At 66.5% G+C, this 16814-nt stretch carries 16 protein-coding genes and 1 pseudogene; 9 read left to right on the forward strand and 8 right to left on the reverse strand.

The window, feature by feature from the left end; genetic code table 11:
- Positions 1–5: 5 nt before the first annotated feature.
- Complete coding sequence (locus ACSHWB_RS10975) at positions 6–833, reverse strand: phosphotransferase (protein WP_439661943.1); 828 nt, start codon at positions 831–833, stop codon at positions 6–8.
- Positions 834–900: 67 nt separating this feature from the next.
- Between ACSHWB_RS10975 and ACSHWB_RS10980 the strand changes: the two genes are divergently transcribed.
- Positions 901–1851 (forward strand): GNAT family N-acetyltransferase, encoded by a 951-nt coding sequence (locus ACSHWB_RS10980; protein WP_439661944.1) that lies wholly within the window; start codon positions 901–903, stop codon positions 1849–1851.
- A 60-nt stretch (positions 1852–1911) separates the two neighbouring features.
- On the opposite strand, the gene ACSHWB_RS10985 is transcribed toward ACSHWB_RS10980, so the two are convergent.
- Positions 1912–2292: a VOC family protein gene (locus ACSHWB_RS10985; RefSeq protein ID WP_439661945.1), complete on the reverse strand. Its 381-nt coding sequence runs from the start codon at positions 2290–2292 to the stop codon at positions 1912–1914.
- Positions 2289–3056, reverse strand: a complete 768-nt coding sequence (locus ACSHWB_RS10990) for an ArsR family transcriptional regulator (protein ID WP_439661946.1) — start codon at positions 3054–3056, stop codon at positions 2289–2291. Before ACSHWB_RS10990 ends, ACSHWB_RS10985 begins: the two co-directional genes overlap by 4 nt.
- A gap of 835 nt (positions 3057–3891) precedes the next feature.
- On the opposite strand from ACSHWB_RS10990, the gene ACSHWB_RS10995 reads away from it, so the two are divergent.
- Positions 3892–4269, forward strand: coding sequence for a MerR family transcriptional regulator (locus ACSHWB_RS10995; protein WP_439661947.1), 378 nt, complete (start codon positions 3892–3894; stop codon positions 4267–4269).
- Between the two features lie 147 nt (positions 4270–4416).
- On the opposite strand, the gene ACSHWB_RS11000 is transcribed toward ACSHWB_RS10995, so the two are convergent.
- A complete protein-coding gene (locus ACSHWB_RS11000; protein WP_439661948.1) occupies positions 4417–4599 on the reverse strand; it encodes a DUF6196 family protein in 183 nt (60 codons plus the stop codon).
- Here ACSHWB_RS11000 and ACSHWB_RS11005 point away from each other — a divergent pair.
- The 3 genes and pseudogenes from ACSHWB_RS11005 to ACSHWB_RS11015 form a co-directional block, all read left to right on the forward strand.
- A pseudogene (locus ACSHWB_RS11005) lies at positions 4562–4984 on the forward strand (replication initiator); the annotation flags it as partial. The gene ACSHWB_RS11000 and the pseudogene ACSHWB_RS11005 sit on opposite strands and share 38 nt — an antisense overlap.
- Positions 4968–5171 (forward strand): helix-turn-helix transcriptional regulator, encoded by a 204-nt coding sequence (locus ACSHWB_RS11010; protein ID WP_439661949.1) that lies wholly within the window; start codon positions 4968–4970, stop codon positions 5169–5171. The pseudogene ACSHWB_RS11005 and the gene ACSHWB_RS11010, both read left to right, overlap by 17 nt.
- Positions 5168–6556 (forward strand): tyrosine-type recombinase/integrase, encoded by a 1389-nt coding sequence (locus ACSHWB_RS11015; RefSeq protein WP_439661950.1) that lies wholly within the window; start codon positions 5168–5170, stop codon positions 6554–6556. The genes ACSHWB_RS11010 and ACSHWB_RS11015 overlap by 4 nt, the downstream gene beginning before the upstream one ends.
- 554 nt (positions 6557–7110) lie before the next feature.
- On the opposite strand, the gene ACSHWB_RS11020 is transcribed toward ACSHWB_RS11015, so the two are convergent.
- A complete protein-coding gene (locus ACSHWB_RS11020) occupies positions 7111–7674 on the reverse strand; it encodes a hypothetical protein (RefSeq protein WP_439661951.1) in 564 nt (187 codons plus the stop codon).
- A gap of 602 nt (positions 7675–8276) precedes the next feature.
- The gene (gene ddaH, locus ACSHWB_RS11025; RefSeq protein ID WP_439664566.1) at positions 8277–9089 is read right to left on the reverse strand and encodes a dimethylargininase; all 813 of its coding nucleotides are present in this window, start codon (positions 9087–9089) and stop codon (positions 8277–8279) included.
- Between the two features lie 147 nt (positions 9090–9236).
- On the opposite strand from ddaH, the gene ACSHWB_RS11030 reads away from it, so the two are divergent.
- From ACSHWB_RS11030 to ACSHWB_RS11045, 4 genes are all read left to right on the forward strand, one after another.
- The gene (locus ACSHWB_RS11030) at positions 9237–9677 is read left to right on the forward strand and encodes an Lrp/AsnC family transcriptional regulator (protein ID WP_065921141.1); all 441 of its coding nucleotides are present in this window, start codon (positions 9237–9239) and stop codon (positions 9675–9677) included.
- 10 nt (positions 9678–9687) lie between these two features.
- Complete coding sequence (locus ACSHWB_RS11035; RefSeq protein ID WP_439661952.1) at positions 9688–10428, forward strand: enoyl-CoA hydratase; 741 nt, start codon at positions 9688–9690, stop codon at positions 10426–10428.
- Between the two features lie 211 nt (positions 10429–10639).
- Positions 10640–12478, forward strand: coding sequence for a 2-oxoacid:acceptor oxidoreductase subunit alpha (locus tag ACSHWB_RS11040; protein ID WP_439661953.1), 1839 nt, complete (start codon positions 10640–10642; stop codon positions 12476–12478).
- Positions 12475–13524 carry a 2-oxoacid:ferredoxin oxidoreductase subunit beta gene (locus ACSHWB_RS11045; protein WP_439661954.1) on the forward strand — a complete coding sequence of 350 codons (1050 nt, stop codon included), beginning with the start codon at positions 12475–12477 and terminating at the stop codon, positions 13522–13524. Before ACSHWB_RS11040 ends, ACSHWB_RS11045 begins: the two co-directional genes overlap by 4 nt.
- Before the next feature lie 49 nt (positions 13525–13573).
- On the opposite strand, the gene ACSHWB_RS11050 is transcribed toward ACSHWB_RS11045, so the two are convergent.
- Both ACSHWB_RS11050 and ACSHWB_RS11055 read right to left on the reverse strand, forming a co-directional pair.
- Positions 13574–14497, reverse strand: a complete 924-nt coding sequence (locus ACSHWB_RS11050) for a catalase family peroxidase (protein WP_439661955.1) — start codon at positions 14495–14497, stop codon at positions 13574–13576.
- A gap of 63 nt (positions 14498–14560) precedes the next feature.
- A complete protein-coding gene (locus ACSHWB_RS11055) occupies positions 14561–16705 on the reverse strand; it encodes a sunset domain-containing protein (protein WP_439661956.1) in 2145 nt (714 codons plus the stop codon).
- Positions 16706–16814 lie beyond the last annotated feature (109 nt).

Genomic DNA, 16814 nt, shown 5'->3' on the forward strand with positions numbered 1-16814 from the left:
CGAAGCTACTGCGGCCACCAGATGCCGGCCACGAGCTGTTCGAGGAGCTTCAGGACCCCTTCCGGGTCGAAGGGGAGGTCCGCGATGAGGTGCGACGCCTCGCGCACCTCGCACTCGACGCGGAGGACGTCCAGGGGGATCCCGGTCGTGTCGGCGATCAGGTCGAGCACGGCGTGCATGTGCGGGCCGCTGAACCTGGCCAGGAAGAACCAGTCGTCCAGCGGATCGCCGAAGCGGGCCCACTCGAAGTCCAGCAGTGCGGTGAGTTCGGTGCCGTTCGCCAGCCAGTTGCCCCAGTGGCAGTCGGCGTGGACCGGGGTGGCGTTCTGGGCGTGCTCTGGCGCGCGTGCCGCGATTTGTTTCAGGCCTTCTCGGACGCTCGGCGGGACGAGGTTCTCGGTTCGGGCTGTCAGCGCTTGTCTGCCGGTGAAGCCGCCGTGGTCCAGGACCTCGGACAGGACCTGCCTGGCGGGTTCCGGTGGTGTCCAGGCGTGCAGGGTGTTGAGGCGTTGGATCGCTTGCTGGGCCAGGACCAGCGCGGTTCGTTCGTCGAGGTTGGGGAGGCCCATGCCGGGTGTGGTGCCTGGGGCGCGGGTGTAGCAGGCGTACCGGATGTCGTTCAGTTGCCCGCTCGCCAGCAGTGGGGGTGTGAGGTTCGGTGGCAGGTGCTCGGCGAGCGCGATCTCCCGGTTCAGCCTGTTGTGGTCGTTCGCTGGGATGAGCTTCACGATGATGTCCGCGCCTGCGTGGACGTGGTGCGATCTGCTGTCCACTGGTGTCAGCGGGCCGGGATCGCGGCCCAGGGCCTCCGCGGCGATCATGCGGGCATCCATGCGGCCAGGCTTTCACTGGCGCGAAACTGGCGCGACGGCGCGCGCTTGCGTGGTTACGTTCGGGCGCATGATTGAAGGCCTCACGTGGCGACCGCTCACTCGCGACGACGCGCAGACGTCGGCCGACCTCCTCAACGCGATGGAGACCGCCGACAAGATCGGCGAGAACTACACGGCGGAGGACACCCTCACCGAGCTGGTCGATCCTTACGTGGACCTGGAGCGCGGAAGCCTCGCGGTCTTCGACGGCGACCTCATGGTCGGGTACATGAAGATCCAGTACCGGCCGACCGCCTCAGAGGTCCACGGTGTCTCCTTGGATGGCGGTGTTCACCCTTCCTATCGCCGTCAGGGCATCGGTACGCGGCTGGTACGGGCCGGCATCGCGTCGGCACGCGTCCTGCATGCACTGCATCATCCGACGCTGAAGCTGGCGATCAACGTCCACAAGGCCGAGCACATCTCGGGGCTGCCTGAGCTTCTCGGTGCCGAGGGCTTCGCGCCGGTTCGGTATTTCCAGCGCATGGAGCACTCGCTGCAGAGCGTTGGGACGTCTGACGGGCTGCCGATCGAGCCTTGGTCCGAGGCTGCTGACGAGGAGTTCCGGCTGGTGCGCAACGAGGCGTACCGCGGGAACTGGGGGTCGACGCCCATGCCTGTGGAGCTCTGGAAGAACAAGATCACCAATCAGACGTTCCGGCCCGCGATGAGCTTTCTGCTGCGGGGTGCCGGCGGGGCCGCGGTTGGGGTGCTGGTGACCATGAACTGGGAGGCCGACACCGAGGCCACTGGTGTTCGTGACGCACACTTCATGGTGATCGGAACGCTGCCGGAGCACCGGAGGCAGGGGGTCGCCAGCGCTCTGCTCGGCCACGCGCTGCGGGCCGCTGTGGACCAGGGTTATGACCGCGCTTCGTTGAGCGTGGACTCGGCGAACTCCACCGGTGCGTTCGGGATCTTCGAGCGGGCCGGTTTCGGCGCTTCGACGCGGTACGTCCGGTGGGCGTTGGAGGGCTGAAGCTCGATCATGCCGACCAGGGGCGCGGGACGGCGTACGTGAGTGCCGGCTGTGGTGTGGTCAACGGCGCGGCTCGAACAGTTCCACGAGGTTTCCGGCGGGGTCGATCAGCAGGATCTGGCGGCCGCCGGGCCCGCTGACGACGTCGTTGCGGAAGCGGACCCCGGCCTGACGCAGCCGGACGATCTCGGCGTCCAGGTCGTCGACGACGAGGTGGATCCGGTTCCAGCCCCCTGCCTCGGGAACCTCACCGTCCGGCATGGGGCGCCCGCCGGAACTCGTCGGGCCGGACAACAACAACCGCAACGGCCCGCGCACGACGTCGGCGAAGGCCGGAGCCGCCGACGAACGCTGCGTGAACCCGAGGTGAGTGGTGTAGAAGTCGACTGCGGCTTGGACGTCGTCGACCAGGTAGCGCACGTGCGCGAGGTCCTCAGTCATGATCGCGTCTCCTGTGAGTGGGCCAGGTTCTGCAGCAGGAACCCGATTCGGGTCGTCAGCTCGTCGGCGGTCCGACGGAAGGCGAGGTAGCCGGCCTCGGGGGTGCCACCTGCCGCGGAGGGGTCGGGCATGCTCCAGTGCACGAGGCCGGGATGGCCGGGAAACTCCGGACACACCTCCCGGACCTTGTCGCAGAGGCTGATGACGTGGTCGAAGCGCTGCCCGGCGAACTCGTCGAGGTGCTTGCTGCGATGCCCGGACAGGTCGATGCCGTGTTCGTGCATCACCGCGAACGCGTTGGGGTGCAGTGGTTTCGGGTGGCTGCCCGCGCTCGCGACCTCGACGTGCGGCGCACGGTGACGCAGGAGCACTTCGGCCATCTGGGAACGGGAGCTGTTGCCCGTGCACAGGAACAGCACCCTGCCTCGCACCGACTCCCCCGCCGGTGGTGCCGGCTGTACGAGTTCCAAGGCCGGATGCAGGCCCAGTCCCGTGTCGGCGAGCAGCTCCGCACACCGGCCCAGCTCCAGGCGGTAGTAGGTGTCGCGGCCATCGGCGGAGCTGCGGCGGCCGGAGACCAGGCCTCCCGAGCGCAGCTTGCGCAGGTGGTAGGACACCAGGCTCTGCGGCTGGCCCACCGCGGTGATCAGGTCGCTGACCCGTTGGTCGCTCCTGGCCAGCTCACGCAGCAGGTTCCAGCGCAGCTGCTCCCCAGCCAGGCGGAGGAACTGCGGCGGGCCCGGACTTCGACGGTCGACGACCACGCGTCTAAATTACATCAATCTGGATTGATTGACCATTATTCAGCTGCGCAGACAGAACACCGTCGAGCTAGGAGCATCGTGGGGTTCGTCGTTCGCGCCTTGCTCCGGCGGCGCAAGGCCCAGGTGCAGACACGCATGCACGGCAGCCTGACCGGATCAGGCCAGGTGAGCGCACCTACGTCACCCGAACGAGGAAATCTATGTTCGCCGAGGTAGACATTCTCTTCCAGGCATGTGTAGAGTTCTTCTTGTTCGACGAGAGAAAACATGGCACGGGAGATGACGAACTACCCGTGAGATGAACGCAGGACGGTCAGGTGTGCCGGAGCAGTAGTTCGAGGGCTCCAGGCAGGTGACCAAGGGCGGTCGGTCAGCAGTACGCAAGACCAGAGCCGACGGCCGAGTGATCAGCAAGTGCAGTACGCAGTTGAAGTACGAGTTGCAAGTGCAGGACGGTCAGATGTGCCGGAGCCGATCAGTGGAAGGGGTTCTGGCAGGTGACCGAGGGCAGTCGGTGCGTTGAAGCCGGCAGGTGCATGAGGTCCGGTGCCGACAGCCACGTGAGGAACGAAAGTAGTAATCAGAGGAGAAGGGACGGGTTGCACACCATCGGATCGCCCGCCTTCGGCTGAACTCGGCCGGACGGGTACCGCAGTTCCATCAGATTGGAAGGTGGTCTTCGGTTAAGCACATGCGATCCCCGCAGAGCCCGCTTCTAGTACGGGGCATGCGGACAGAGGAAGCCGGTCTCACGGTCGGCTAGGTGGAAGTGAAACCCAACAACCCTGGGGCCCCGGTGCTACGGCACCGGGGCCCCTCGTGACGCGGAGGCGCGATGACCCCAGACAGCAACGAGTCTGTGAACAACGAACCGCAGACCACTGCGGAGAAGTTCGACGACGAGCACTACCCCGCCTACTCGATGGGCCGGGCCGCGGAAATGCTCGGCACTTCAGCGAACTTCCTGCGCAGCCTGGACGAGGCGAAGCTCATCGAGCCGCAGCGCTCGGCCGGCGGCCACCGCCGGTACAGCCGTCACCAACTGCGTCTGGCCGCCCGTGTGCGTGCGATGGTCGACCAGGGCACGGGACTGGATGCGGCGTGCCGCATCGTCACCCTGGAAGACCAGCTTCAGGAAGCTCAGGCGCTCAACGCCAAGCTCACGCCCCCGTCAAACCCCGATGAGCCGTACCCGCCGCTGCAAAGCGTGTGACTCATTCGAGAATCGGGACGTTGACGCGAGAGACGAGCGGAACGTTCCCACGCGATCGATCTGCGCTGGCGGAAGCCGGCTTCAACTTTCACCGAGCGCAGATCGAGCCCCGCGAACCCGTCACCGAGTACTCGGCTGCCACACAGATCAGCTGGTTCGCAGTGTCCTGACGACCGCGACGGCCTGATCCAGCAAGCCAACGGGACAACCCCAGCAGTCGTAGATACCGCCCCGCGCGCGATTGCTCAACCCGAAACAGGGTCGGCAGATCCTGGCTGCCGTCACGTACACAGCGGACCGGCCGATCCGCTCCCAGCTGGACATCGACATCCTCCAGATCTCCGAACACCACCGACGGATGGTGCAAACGGCTTGGGACCTCGGCGTCCTGGCCGACTTCGAGGAACTGAACTTGCGCAAGTGGGCGCACATGCTCGGGTTTCGCGGCCACTTCCTCACAAAGTCCAAGCACTACTCGACCACGTTCCGCGCCATCCGTGAGGAGCGCAGAACGTTCCGCACGCTCGAAATGTTCGAGCGGCTCGAACTCGATCCCGCGGCCGTGGTCGTCGTCAACGACTGGCAGTACGCCGGATCCGGCTACGACAACGACGCGGAACGCGAACTCGCAGCCGGCATCGCCGAACGGGTCCGAGCTCAACGCCTACGCAAGTACGAACAGGAGGGGGGACCTCACCATGTCCAAGCTGCCTAACCCGGACGACTTCATGACAGCCGACGAGTTCTGCGCCCGGATGCGCATCTCGAAGGACACGTTCTACAAGTGGCGGCAGATTCCCGGTGCCGCTCCTGTCGTGCACAAGATGCGGAACGGGGCGTTGCGTATCTCCGGCGCTGACTTCGCCGCGTGGCTGCTCGGGCTGCGGAGTGATGCCGCGTGAACCTCACATACAAGGTCAGCATCTACGCGCTGAAGGTTCTCAAGCCGGACGCCCACGGGAAGGTCCGTCCGAAGCCGTACGGGGTCCGCCGGGCGACGGCCGGAAAGCAGCACTCGGAGTGGTACAAGTCCAAGGCGCTCGCGGACAACCGGCGCTCCGATCTGAAGCAGTTCGTCAGGAAGGGCGAAGCCTTCGACATCACGACGGGGCTGCCGGAATCGGAGGTAAAGAAGCAGTCCGCGCGGTCGCTGTTGAAGCTCGCACAGGAGTTCATCAGCGAGTCGTGGGAGGAGGCGGCGCCCAACACGCGGAAGCGCTACGTCGACACCTTGGCCATCCCGGTGGCCGCGTTCGTGGGGACGCAGAAAGGCGCTCCTCCGGTTCGGGTGCTCCGACGAGTGCTGACGACCTGTCTCCTGCCGGACAACACGCGGAACCGGTCGTTGTCGGGTGCAGAGCAGGACGCGGCAGGCTGGATCGAGGCGAACTCGCGTCTGGTTCGGGAACTCGCCGACAAGATCGAGACTGGTCGGCTGCTGCGGTCGCTTGGCCGGAACCTCAATGGCAAGGCTGCGGCGGCTTGGACGACACGAACTCGGCGGGGCGTGCTTCACCACCTGCTCGGGTTCGCGGTCGACGTCGGCGAACTTGATGCGAATCCGGTGACCGGTCTGAAGTCCTCGACGAAACGGGGCACGAGTGAGGTTGACCCGCGATCGGTGGTGAACCCGGCTCAAGGTCGCCAGTGCCTCGCGGCCGTGACCTACGCGGGCACCACGACCGGACAGTACGACTACCTGTACGGGTTCTTCGCGACGATGTACTACGCGGCTCTGCGGCCGTGTGAGGTCAACCGGCTGCGGGAGCCTGACTGCAAGCTGCCTGAGACCGGCTGGGGTGAACTCGTCCTGGAGAAGTCGGCTTCGCGGGCGAACGGGCGGTACACCGACTCCGGCGAGTTGTGGGAGACGCGCTCGCTGAAGCGGCAGGCTGAGGGTGCCGTCCGATGCGTGCCGATTCCACCGGTGCTGGCGGCGATCCTCCGGTGGCACCTGGAGACCTTCGGGACCACGCCAGATGGGCGGCTGTTCCGCGGGACGATCAGCGGCGGACCGATCAACGCGACGGTCTACACCCACGAGTGGGGGCGCGTGCGTGAGCTCGCGCTATCACCAGAGCAGTTCGAGTCGCCGCTGGCGGACACGCCCTACTCGCTCCGGCACGCGGCGGTCTCGACGTGGCTTGCGGCCGGCCTACCCCCGGCTGAGGTCGCGGAGCGGGCTGGCCACACGGTCGACGTTCTGTTGAAGGTCCACGCGAAGGTGCTGGACGGGCAGCGGGAGAAGTCGAACCAGAAGATCGACGCTATCTTGATTGCGTCGTAGGTTCGCTCGTCGCGGCTGCCAGCCTCGCAAGTCCCTGGTGCGCATTCATCGGATACGACAGCTCGCTACTAGCGCCCACGAAAGAAACTCATGATCAGCAAAGCCAGCGTCAAAGCACCAGCGAAGTAGAGACCGCCGGTCAACACGGCCTCCGAGACCGGCTTACCGCTCTGCCTGTCTAGGACACCAGCCACGACTCCGATCCCTAGCGATGCGAGGGTCGCAATCGCCAGCCAAAGCACCCACTTCGAGTCATCAGGCGGCTGTCCCTGGGGCGTAGGCGACCAACCAGGGTCTCCTAGCGCGGACAGCGGCTTGGGCTTCGGCAAGGTTGTCCCCTTTCACACAGAGCCGGGCCTGGATGCACCATCTGCATGCACCACCCAAGCTCACAAGACTTATAGCGAGAAATTCGAATTAATAAACCTAACGCAAACCCCTGCGAAATAAGAATGGCAGCTTGTCTCCGAAAATTGGACCCCCAGGTATCCATGCCACCTACAACAACACACCAGTCTACCTAATCCCAACAAATACACTGCCGAGAATCGGCCTTACCCGAACCGCATGGAATTCGTTCCGAGGCGTATATTTGTAATCTCGTTAACCCAACTCCTGGAAATTCCGACCGACGTCGTCGAAACACCCACAGAAACCGCGAACATGACCGCAATGATGGAGTTCGTCACGGCAGCAGAAATCGCCCGCGTGGCGGCCGCACGAACAACATCCCTACGCGCCAAAGCATTGGACTCATGAACATATGACTGGTAGCGGGATAGCCAATATTCCAAATCGAGACCATGGCCTTCAACAAACGCTTCCACGTACGACTTACCGATCGGGCTGACCTTCCCCGACAGGAGTCGCTCAACGGGGCCACGAGAACAGCGACCAGACATGCGAAGCACTGCCTCGGCCCCACGCAACGAGATGCCGCACTCATCAGCGGCTGCACGCATCTCCGTCAGGATTTGCATGGTGGGCCCGTCAAGCCCTTCAGGCAAGGGATTGCGCTTCCTGCCGCGCTTTGCAGTCATAACCTTTGTCGATGCCTCACGAATCGAGCAGTCAACAGCTTGACCGCCACCATCAATGAAAGTGCCGTTCCAATCCAAGCAAAAAAGTCATCACACTCCGGCTGAGCAACGCAATGAGCAACCCGTCGATAGTGGACGAAGAAGATTGGACTACCTATCTGCTCCTACCTCACAGCCTAAACGCTTTCCGTCGCCGAGCTACCTCACACACTCTCAACCAGGATCCCTTTCGCGAGACTATTGCATTCACTCGGTGGAGTGAGGGACATTGAGGTCAGTCACGAACTGATCTGCCCTAACAACAGGTTGACGGATGAGCCCGCCCGCCGTCCAGCCGATGAAGCAACATCGTGTGTCATTGCGGACTTGCCCAGGAACACAGCTGCCGCAGAAGCGAGAACAGAGCAGCGTACCAGCAAGTCATGCGGCCTCATCCACTCACGGCGAATGGCGACCTGAAGGAAGCTATAGCTGCAGGTAGGAAAGACAGAGAGCCCTCGGCGAGTTAATCGCCGAGGGCTCTTCTTGTTCCACACATGTTCCAGAGACAGCCGCAGAAGGCCGCAGTTAGCGGCAGACGGTGACCTGCGGCGCTGACGTCGTTGGCAGCATCCGAGCAGGTCAACCGGCATTTCGGGCCTCGACGCAGGAACAGCGGAACGGCACTGCGTGGGCGAGGTCTAGCCGCGCAGTTCCATCGTGCAGCACTTCGGGCCGCCGCCCGACTTGCGCAGCTCCGAGATGTCCACGAGCACGGGCTCGAACCCGCGCCGTGCCACCTGCTCGGCGAGGTGAGTGGCCTCGACCGGCATCACCACGTGCTTGCCGTCGGACACCGCATTGAGCCCCAGGCAGACGGCATCATCGTCGTTGGCGATCACAGCGTCCGGGAAGAGCCGGCGGAGCACCTGCTGCGACCCCGGGGAGAAGGCCTCCGGGTAGTAGGCGACCAGAGGGGTGGGCGACTGGTCGTCGAGCATGAACAGGGCCACGTCGAGGTGGTAGAAGCGCGGGTCGACCAGTTGCAGGGACACGACCGGGACGCCCAGCACCTCCTGGGCCTCGCCGTGCGCGTGAGGATCGGTGCGGAAGCCCGTGCCGGCCAGCAACAACGAGCCGGTCCAGGTGAAGTCGCCCTCTGCCTCGTTCACCGCGGTGGGCATGACGACCGAGTTGTAGCCCGACGACAGGAACCAGCGGCGGAAGTGGTCGGCCTCGGCTGAGCGCTGGGCCGCGCGGAAGCGGGAGCCCAGGACTCGGCCGTCGATGACGGTGCCGCTGTTGGCCGAGAAGACCATGTCGGGCAGGCCGGGGACTGGCTCGATGACCTGTACGTCGTGGCCGAGGCGTTCGTAGGTTTCCTTCAGCGCGGTCCACTGTTCTACGGCCAGGGACGTGCTGGTCGGCTGGGTGGGATCCATCCACGGGTTGATGGCGTACTCCACCGTGAAGTACGTCGGCGGGCACATGAGGTACCGACGGGTGGTCGGCATGCGCGTCGGCGCTAGGGGCGTGGCGATGTCCAGCGTGATCGGCTCGCCGGGCCCGGAGATGGATACGGTCATGGATCGAAATGTAAACGGCGGTTAGACCATCGATCAACGCCGCGACATTGCGTTAACTAGGGCAGAATGTTGCGTGTGGACAGCATCGACCAGCGAATCATTTCGTGCCTCATGGCCAACGCTCGTTCCAGCTACGCGGAGATCGGGAAGGAGGTCGGGCTGAGTGCCCCCGCGGTGAAGCGGCGGGTGGACAAACTGCTGGACAGCGGGGTGCTCCGCGGGTTCACGGCGGTGGTGGACCCGGAGGCGCTCGGGTGGGGTACCGAGGCGTTCGTCGAGGTGCACTGCAAGGGGAACGTCGCGCCGCACGACATCCAGCACCGGCTCGAGCCGATGGCGGAGGTCAGTGCTGCCTACACGGTGTCCGGGGCTGCGGACGCGATCGTGCACCTGCGGGCGGCGGACATCCATCACCTGGAGACGGCGCTGGAGCGCCTCAGGGCTGTGGAGATCATCGATCGGACGGTGTCCACGGTTGTGCTGTCCCGGCTCCTGGACCGGCCGCTCGCGCCCTAGGGTTCGGGCCATGGCTGAGGTTCTGCTGGAGTACGACGAGTCCGTCGCGGTGATCACGATCAACGACCCGGAGCGCCGCAACGCGCTGACCATCGACCTGTCGCAGGAGCTCGCGGACAAGGTCGCCCAAGCAGAACGAGAAGCCAACGCGCTGATCATCACGGGGGCGCCGCCCGCGTTCTGCGCCGGCGCGGACCTCACGCAGCTCGGCAACTCCAAGGACGAAGGCCTCAGGAAGATCTACCAGGGCTTTCTCGCGGTGGCCGACGCGAAGATCCCGACGATCGCCGCGGTCAACGGTGCTGCGGTCGGGGCTGGGCTCAACCTCGCGCTGGCCGCCGACGTGCGGATCGCCGGGCCGAAAGCGCGGTTCGACGCCCGGTTCCTGCAGCTCGGCATCCACCCCGGCGGTGGCATGACGTGGATGTTGCAGAGGATCACGAACCGGCAGACCGCGACGGCCATGACGCTCTTCGGGCAGATCCTGGACGCCGGCCAGGCGCTCGAAAAGGGGCTCGTCTACGCGACCGCCGAAGATCCGGTGGCAGCGGCCAAAGAGCTGGCGAGGGCCGCTGCTGAGGCACCAGGCGAACTCGTCCGGACCATCAAGGCCACGATGCGCGTGACCGATGTTCTCGACGACCACGCGGAGGCGGTCGAGACCGAGCTCGCACCACAGGTGGTTTCGATCGACACTCCAGAGTTCGCTGCGAGGCTTGCCGCGATGAAGGCTCGGATCAGCGGACGTTAGGTGTTACCTTGGGTAACAGGTATCGAGGGTGACGTCCGCCGCATTCGGGTATCCGCTGGTAGCGCTGTGCTTACCGTCTAGTTAAGGACCCGGTGCGGCAGATGGGACAGTTCGTCTCGCCTGGTGGTACACGGCCCGTCTCGCAGGCGGTCCTGGCGACTACCCTCGTGGTGGGGCACGGCCACCCTTGGAGAGAGGTATCGGCGTAGGAATGAGCACTGAGACTCGCAAGCTGGATCGCGTTGTGATCCGCTTCGCCGGCGACTCCGGTGACGGCATGCAGCTCACCGGAGACCGGTTCACGTCGGAAGCGGCGGCGTTCGGCAACGACCTCGCCACCCAGCCCAACTTCCCCGCCGAGATCCGCGCACCACAGGGCACGCTGCCCGGCGTTTCGTCGTTCCAGCTGCACTTCGCCGACTACGACATCCTGACGCCCGGCGACCGTCCCGACGTTCTCGTCGCGATGAACCCCGCCGCGCTCAAGGCCAACGTCGTCGACCTGCCGGACGGCGGCATCCTGATCGTCAACACCGACGAGTTCTCGAAGCGGAACCTGACCAAGGTCGGGTACGACTCGAACCCGCTGGAAGACGACTCGCTCGAGAAGTTCCAGGTGCACAAGGTCGCCATGGCGACGCTGACCATCGGTGCTCTCGAAGAGACCGGCCTCGGCAAGAAGGACGCCGAACGCGCGAAGAACATGTTCGCGCTCGGCCTGTTGTCGTGGATGTACCACCGGCCGACCGAAGGCACGGAACGGTTCCTGCGCGAGAAGTTCGCGAAGAAGCCCGACATCGCCGAGGCCAACGTCCTGGCGTTCCGCGCAGGCTTCTACTACGGCGAGACGACGGAGGCCTTCGCGGTCACCTACGAGGTGGCGCCCGCGAAGCTCAACGTCGGCACGTACCGCCAGATCACCGGCAACACGGCGACGGCGTACGGCATCGTCGCGGCGGCGCAGCTGTCGGGACTGCCGGTCGTGCTCGGCACGTACCCGATCACGCCGGCGTCGGACATCCTGCACGAGCTGAGCAAGCACAAGAACTTCGACATCACCACCGTGCAGGCGGAGGACGAGATCGCGGGCATCGGCATCGCCCTCGGCGCGTCCTACGGCGGTGCGATCGGCGTGACGTCGACGTCCGGTCCCGGTATCGCGCTGAAGTCCGAGACCATCGGCCTCGGCGTGATGACCGAGCTGCCGCTGCTCGTGATCGACGTGCAGCGCGGTGGCCCGTCCACCGGTCTGCCGACGAAGACCGAGCAGGCCGACCTGCTGCAGGCGATGTTCGGCCGCAACGGCGAGTCGCCCGTGCCGATCGTGGCGCCGCAGTCCCCCTCGGACTGCTTCGACGCCGTGGTCGACGCGACCAGGATCGCGCTGAAGTACCGCACGCCGGTGCTGTTCCTGAGCGACGGAGCGATCGCGAACGGCTCCGAGCCGTGGATGATCCCCGACGTCGAGACGCTGCCCGACCTCACGGTCGAGTTCGCGACCGACCCGGAGAACTTCCAGCCGTACTCCCGTGATCCGGAGACGCTGGCCCGTCCGTGGGCCGTGCCGGGCACCCCTGGTCTGCAGCACCGCATCGGTGGTCTGGAAAAGCAGGACATCACCGGCAACATCTCCTACGACCCCGAGAACCACGACAAGATGGTCCGCCTGCGCCAGGCGAAGATCGACGGCATCGAGGTGCCGGACGTCGTGGTCGAGGACCCGGACGGCAACGCGAAGGTCCTGGTCGTCGGCTGGGGTTCGTCCTACGGCCCGATCGGCGCGGCGGCGCGCCGGGTCCGCAAGCTCGGCCTCCCGGTCGCGCACGCGCACCTGCGGCACCTCAACCCGTTCCCCAAGAACCTGGGCGACGTGCTGAAGTCGTACGAAAAGGTCATCGTGCCGGAAATGAACCTCGGCCAGCTGGCGTTGCTGCTGAGGGCGAAGTACCTGGTGGACGCCGTGTCGTACACCAAGGTGCAGGGCCTGCCCTTCAAGGCGGAAGAGCTGCAGGACGTGCTCGCTGACGTGATCAAGGGGGTGTCGGCGTGACTGCGATCGACATCGGACTCCCCGGCCTGACCGGGGTTCCGACCACTGACGAGAAGCAGACGGCCAGGGACTACAAGTCGGACCAGGAAGTTCGCTGGTGCCCCGGCTGTGGCGACTACATCGTGCTCAACACCATGCAGTCGTTCCTGCCGTCGCTGGGTCTCAAGCGCGAGAACATCGTGTTCGTCTCGGGCATCGGGTGCTCGTCCCGGTTCCCGTACTACATGAACACGTACGGCATGCACTCCATCCACGGCCGTGCGCCGGCCATCGCCACGGGTCTCGCCGTGGCACGGCCGGACCTGAGCGTGTGGGTGGTGACCGGTGACGGTGACGCGCTGTCCATCGGCGGCAACCACCTGATCCACACGTTGCGGCGCAACGTGAACCTCAAGATCCTGCTGTTCAACAACAGGATCTACGGCCTCACCAAGGGCCAGTACTCGCCGACCTCGGAACCGGGCAAGGTCACCAAGTCGACCCCGCTCGGGTCGGTCGACCACCCGTTCAACCCGGTGTCGCTGGCGCTGGGCGCGGAGGCCTCGTTCGTCGGTCGCGCGATGGACTCGGACAAGGCCGGTCTCACCTCGGTGCTGCGTCAGGCCGCTGAGCACCGCGGGTCGGCGCTCGTCGAGATCTACCAGAACTGCCCGATCTTCAACGACGGCGCGTTCGACGTGCTGAAGGACGCGGACGAGGCACAGCGGCGGATCATCAACGTCGTCGACGGCGAGCCGATCCGGTTCGGTCGTGAGGGCGAGTACTGCGTGATCCGCGAGGGCTTCGGGCTCGCGGTCGCCAAGTCGGCGGACGTGGACGCGAGTGATGTCGTCATCCACGACGCGTCGGACCTGAACCTGTCGTTCGCGCTCTCGCGGCTGTCGACGCAGGACCTCACGCACACCGTCACGGGTGTGTTCCGGCGGGCGGACCGTCCGACGTACGACGACGGGGTGCGCGCGCAGGTCAACGAGGCCAAGAACGCCAAGGCCGCGAACCTGAGCAAGCTGTTGCACGGCAAGGACACCTGGACCGTGGTCGGCTGACCACGAGCCCGGCGAAAGGCCCCCACCGAACGCGGTGGGGGCCTTTTGCTCACCTCTGGTGCGAGCGGCGGTCGTACGAGACCGCGTAGATCGTGCTGCGGGCGGCGAGCACCGGGTCGTCCGAGAGCTCGATGCCGGAGACCAGCGAGGTCGGGTCGAACACCTGCGACTGCCAGTACTCCTGGTCCGGCGCCTCCCCGATGATCTCGATCCGGCCGACGTCGACGGACCGGCGGTCGTCCGGCCACGCCACCGTCGAGTCGTGCGTCGGGTCGCCGGGTTCGCCGAACGTCACGCGCAGCACGAACGAGATCGGCAGCCGGTCGCGCAGTTCCTCGGTGAGGTGGTGCGGCGTCCACGACGCGGGGTCGGCGGCGTCGACGATGCCCGCCTCCGGCACCCACGAGTAGCGGATCGGGCGCACCACACCGGCGGCGTCACGCCACAGGAACGCGTGGATGGCCCAGTACTGCGTGGTGCCGTAGCTGGCCGGGATCGCGATGGTCTTGGCCGCCACGAGGGCGGGCCCGACGGTCGGGTGCGCGCCGACGAACGACTTGATGTGCGGCACGGACGGGTCCTGGGCGTCGGTGTCCGCCTTGGCGGCCTTGATGAACTCCACGAACGCCTCGGGCGTCGCCGCGACGAACCGCTGCACGTTCACCATCACCAGGTCGGTGTTGGTGCCGTCGGCGAGGTGGAACTTCGTCGCGAACCCGCGCACCGAACGGTCGCTGTCGAACGCGTGCGGGTTCGCGTCGGTGTGCGAGAAGCGGACGGTCGCGCGGACCGGCGCGCCCTGCAGGTGCGGGGCGGTCGTGAACGGAGCGGCGGCGTCGTTGGGCGTGAACAGGGCCTCGTAGACGAAGCCTCGGGCGTGGGCGCGGCGGAAGCCGTGGTGGGTGCCCTTCAGATTCTCGATCGAGTCCACGATGGTCGATGAGATCTGGGATTTCGCCAGCTCGGATGACATGCGTCGAAGCTATCGACGCATGTCATCCGCAGCCAGAACAGCGTTCCATTTGGCGGTGATCGATCAGGGTGCCGGGCGGAAACCGGCCTTCTCGGCGTCCGCCTCGGTGCGGAACCACACGTCCGCCCGAGTGTCCCCGAAGTTCGCGGAACCCTCGGAGTAGTACCGGCGGCCGGTCAGCGTGGCCTTCACCGCGAAGTCCGCGGCCGGCGCGTGGCCGTCCGACTTCGGCAGCACCGAACCGGGACCGAACGGCGAGCGCGGGTTGAAGCCCTCCGGCTGCTGGAACCGCGCCCCCGACGACGGTGCCGCGGGCGTTCCGTTCGGACGGCCGCCGGTGGACGGCGAGAAGCCGACCGGACGCGGCCGCGTCGGCAGTGCCGCCGCCGGGGTGGGCTGGGGTTCCTGCTTCGGCGACTCGAACGCGGAGAACGCCGGGAAGCTCTGCTGACGCTGCGGCGTGGTGCGACGGGCCTCGCGGATCGGCAGGCCCGCCTCGGTGTGCCGCTGCGGCAGGTCCTCGACGACCGGTTCGGGCTCCGGCTCCGGCGGGGCGGCGAGCAGCGGCTCGTTGCTCGGCACGAACTTCGGCACGAACGGCTGGTCGTTGCTCGTGTCCGGGAGCGTGCGGGTCTGGCCGAGCGCCGGCAACGGCTCGTCGGCGTCCAGCAGCGGCTCGAACAGCGAACGCCGGTGCTCGGCGACCGGGGCCGGCGGCGCGGCGGCGGGCACCTCGGTGCCGTGCGAGAACGCGGCACCGACCGCACGCGGGGTGCGTTCCGGGACCTCGTCGGTCTCGACCCGCGGCTCGAACGCCGAGAACGGCGCGGGCGGCGGGGCACCGGGGGTCGAGAAGGGCTGGGAGAACAGGGACTGCGAGTAGGTGGCCTCCGGCTCGACGAACTCGTCGAAGACCTGCTCCGGCTCGTAGGCCTGCTCGGGCTCGAAGACCTGCTCGGGCTCGTCGGCCTGCTCCGGCTCAGGCTCCTCGCGCAGCGCGTGCGCGGACTCCTGCTCCGGCTCGGCGTCGGGCTCCGTGAACGACTGCTCCTCGGCCAGCGTCGACTCGAAGACGCCGTTGCGCACGCTCGGCGCGTCCAGGTCGACCGGCTCGACGATCGGCTCGATCAGCCCGGTCTGCTCGGCGGGCGACTCCGGCTCCACCTCGTGCCGGGGCTCGGAGAACCCGTCCAGCTGGCCGGAGATCTCGTCCCGCATGCCGGGGTACTCGCCGGTGAGGTCGTTGTCCGGCCAGCCGCCCTGCTCGACGGCGATGAACGTCGTCTGCTCGGAACGGGTGCGGGCGGGCTCGTCCTCCTGCTCGGCGGCCTCGTCGAGGAACGTCTCGGGCTCGTCCTGCGCCCAGACCTCGCGGGGCTGGTAGATGAAGTCGTCACCCTGCTCGTCGACCTCGGGACCCGCGGTCGGCTGCGCGGCCGGGGCACCGGGCTCGGCGACCGGTTCGACCGTGGGCACGTACGACGTCGTCTCGGCGGGAAGCTCCGGCTCGTTGTCGAAGTCCGCGGCCTCGAGGCCGGACTGCGACAGGACCGTCGTCTGCTCCGCGGGGGTCTCGGCGGGAACGTCCTCCGGCCCCAGCCGCTCGAAGAGCGATCGCGGGCGGTCGTCCTCGGCCTCGGCGCGTGCCTTCTCCTCGGCCAGCTGCTCCTCGAAGCGGCGCTGGGCCTCTTCTGGCTCGAGGTACTGGCGGACCGGCGAGGCCGGCTCCTCCTCGACCTCTGGCTGGGCCTCGAAGGTCGCGGTCTCGTACGTGGACTGCTCGTACTTGTCCTGTTCGTACGGGGCGACCTGCTCGTACGTCGAGTGCTCGTACTGCTTGGTGTCCTCGACGACAGGAGGCGGCGGAACCGGGAGCGGCGCCGGTGCGGGAGCCGGCACGGGCTCACCGAAGTAGGCGGGCGGCTCCGCGTACGGCGCGGGTGCCGGCGGCAGCGCGGGCACGGGCGCCGGCGGCGTCAGCACCTCGTCGCTCAGCGACCTCGGCGGCGCGTCCCACTCGTCGACCACGAAGTCGTCGACGGGAGCGGGCGCCGCGATCGGTGGAGCCGACCTTCGCGCGTCGAGAAGTTGATCATCCAGGTCGGCAATCTGCTTTCGTGCGGGGCGCACCATCACCAACCAGGTGAGCAGTACTCCCGCAACGAAGGACAGCAGGCTCCACAGCCAGACCTGCCCGAAGATGTTCACGGGTAAGCCCCTTCTACGACCACACCGACCCCACTCACTCGGAAGGGTGAGCACGGCCAAACTACAGTGCCTTTGATGATGCTCCGTCACTACGCCGTTCAGCGCAAAT

The organism is Lentzea sp. HUAS TT2 (assembly GCF_051853195.1).
GTDB lineage: Bacteria > Actinomycetota > Actinomycetes > Mycobacteriales > Pseudonocardiaceae > Lentzea.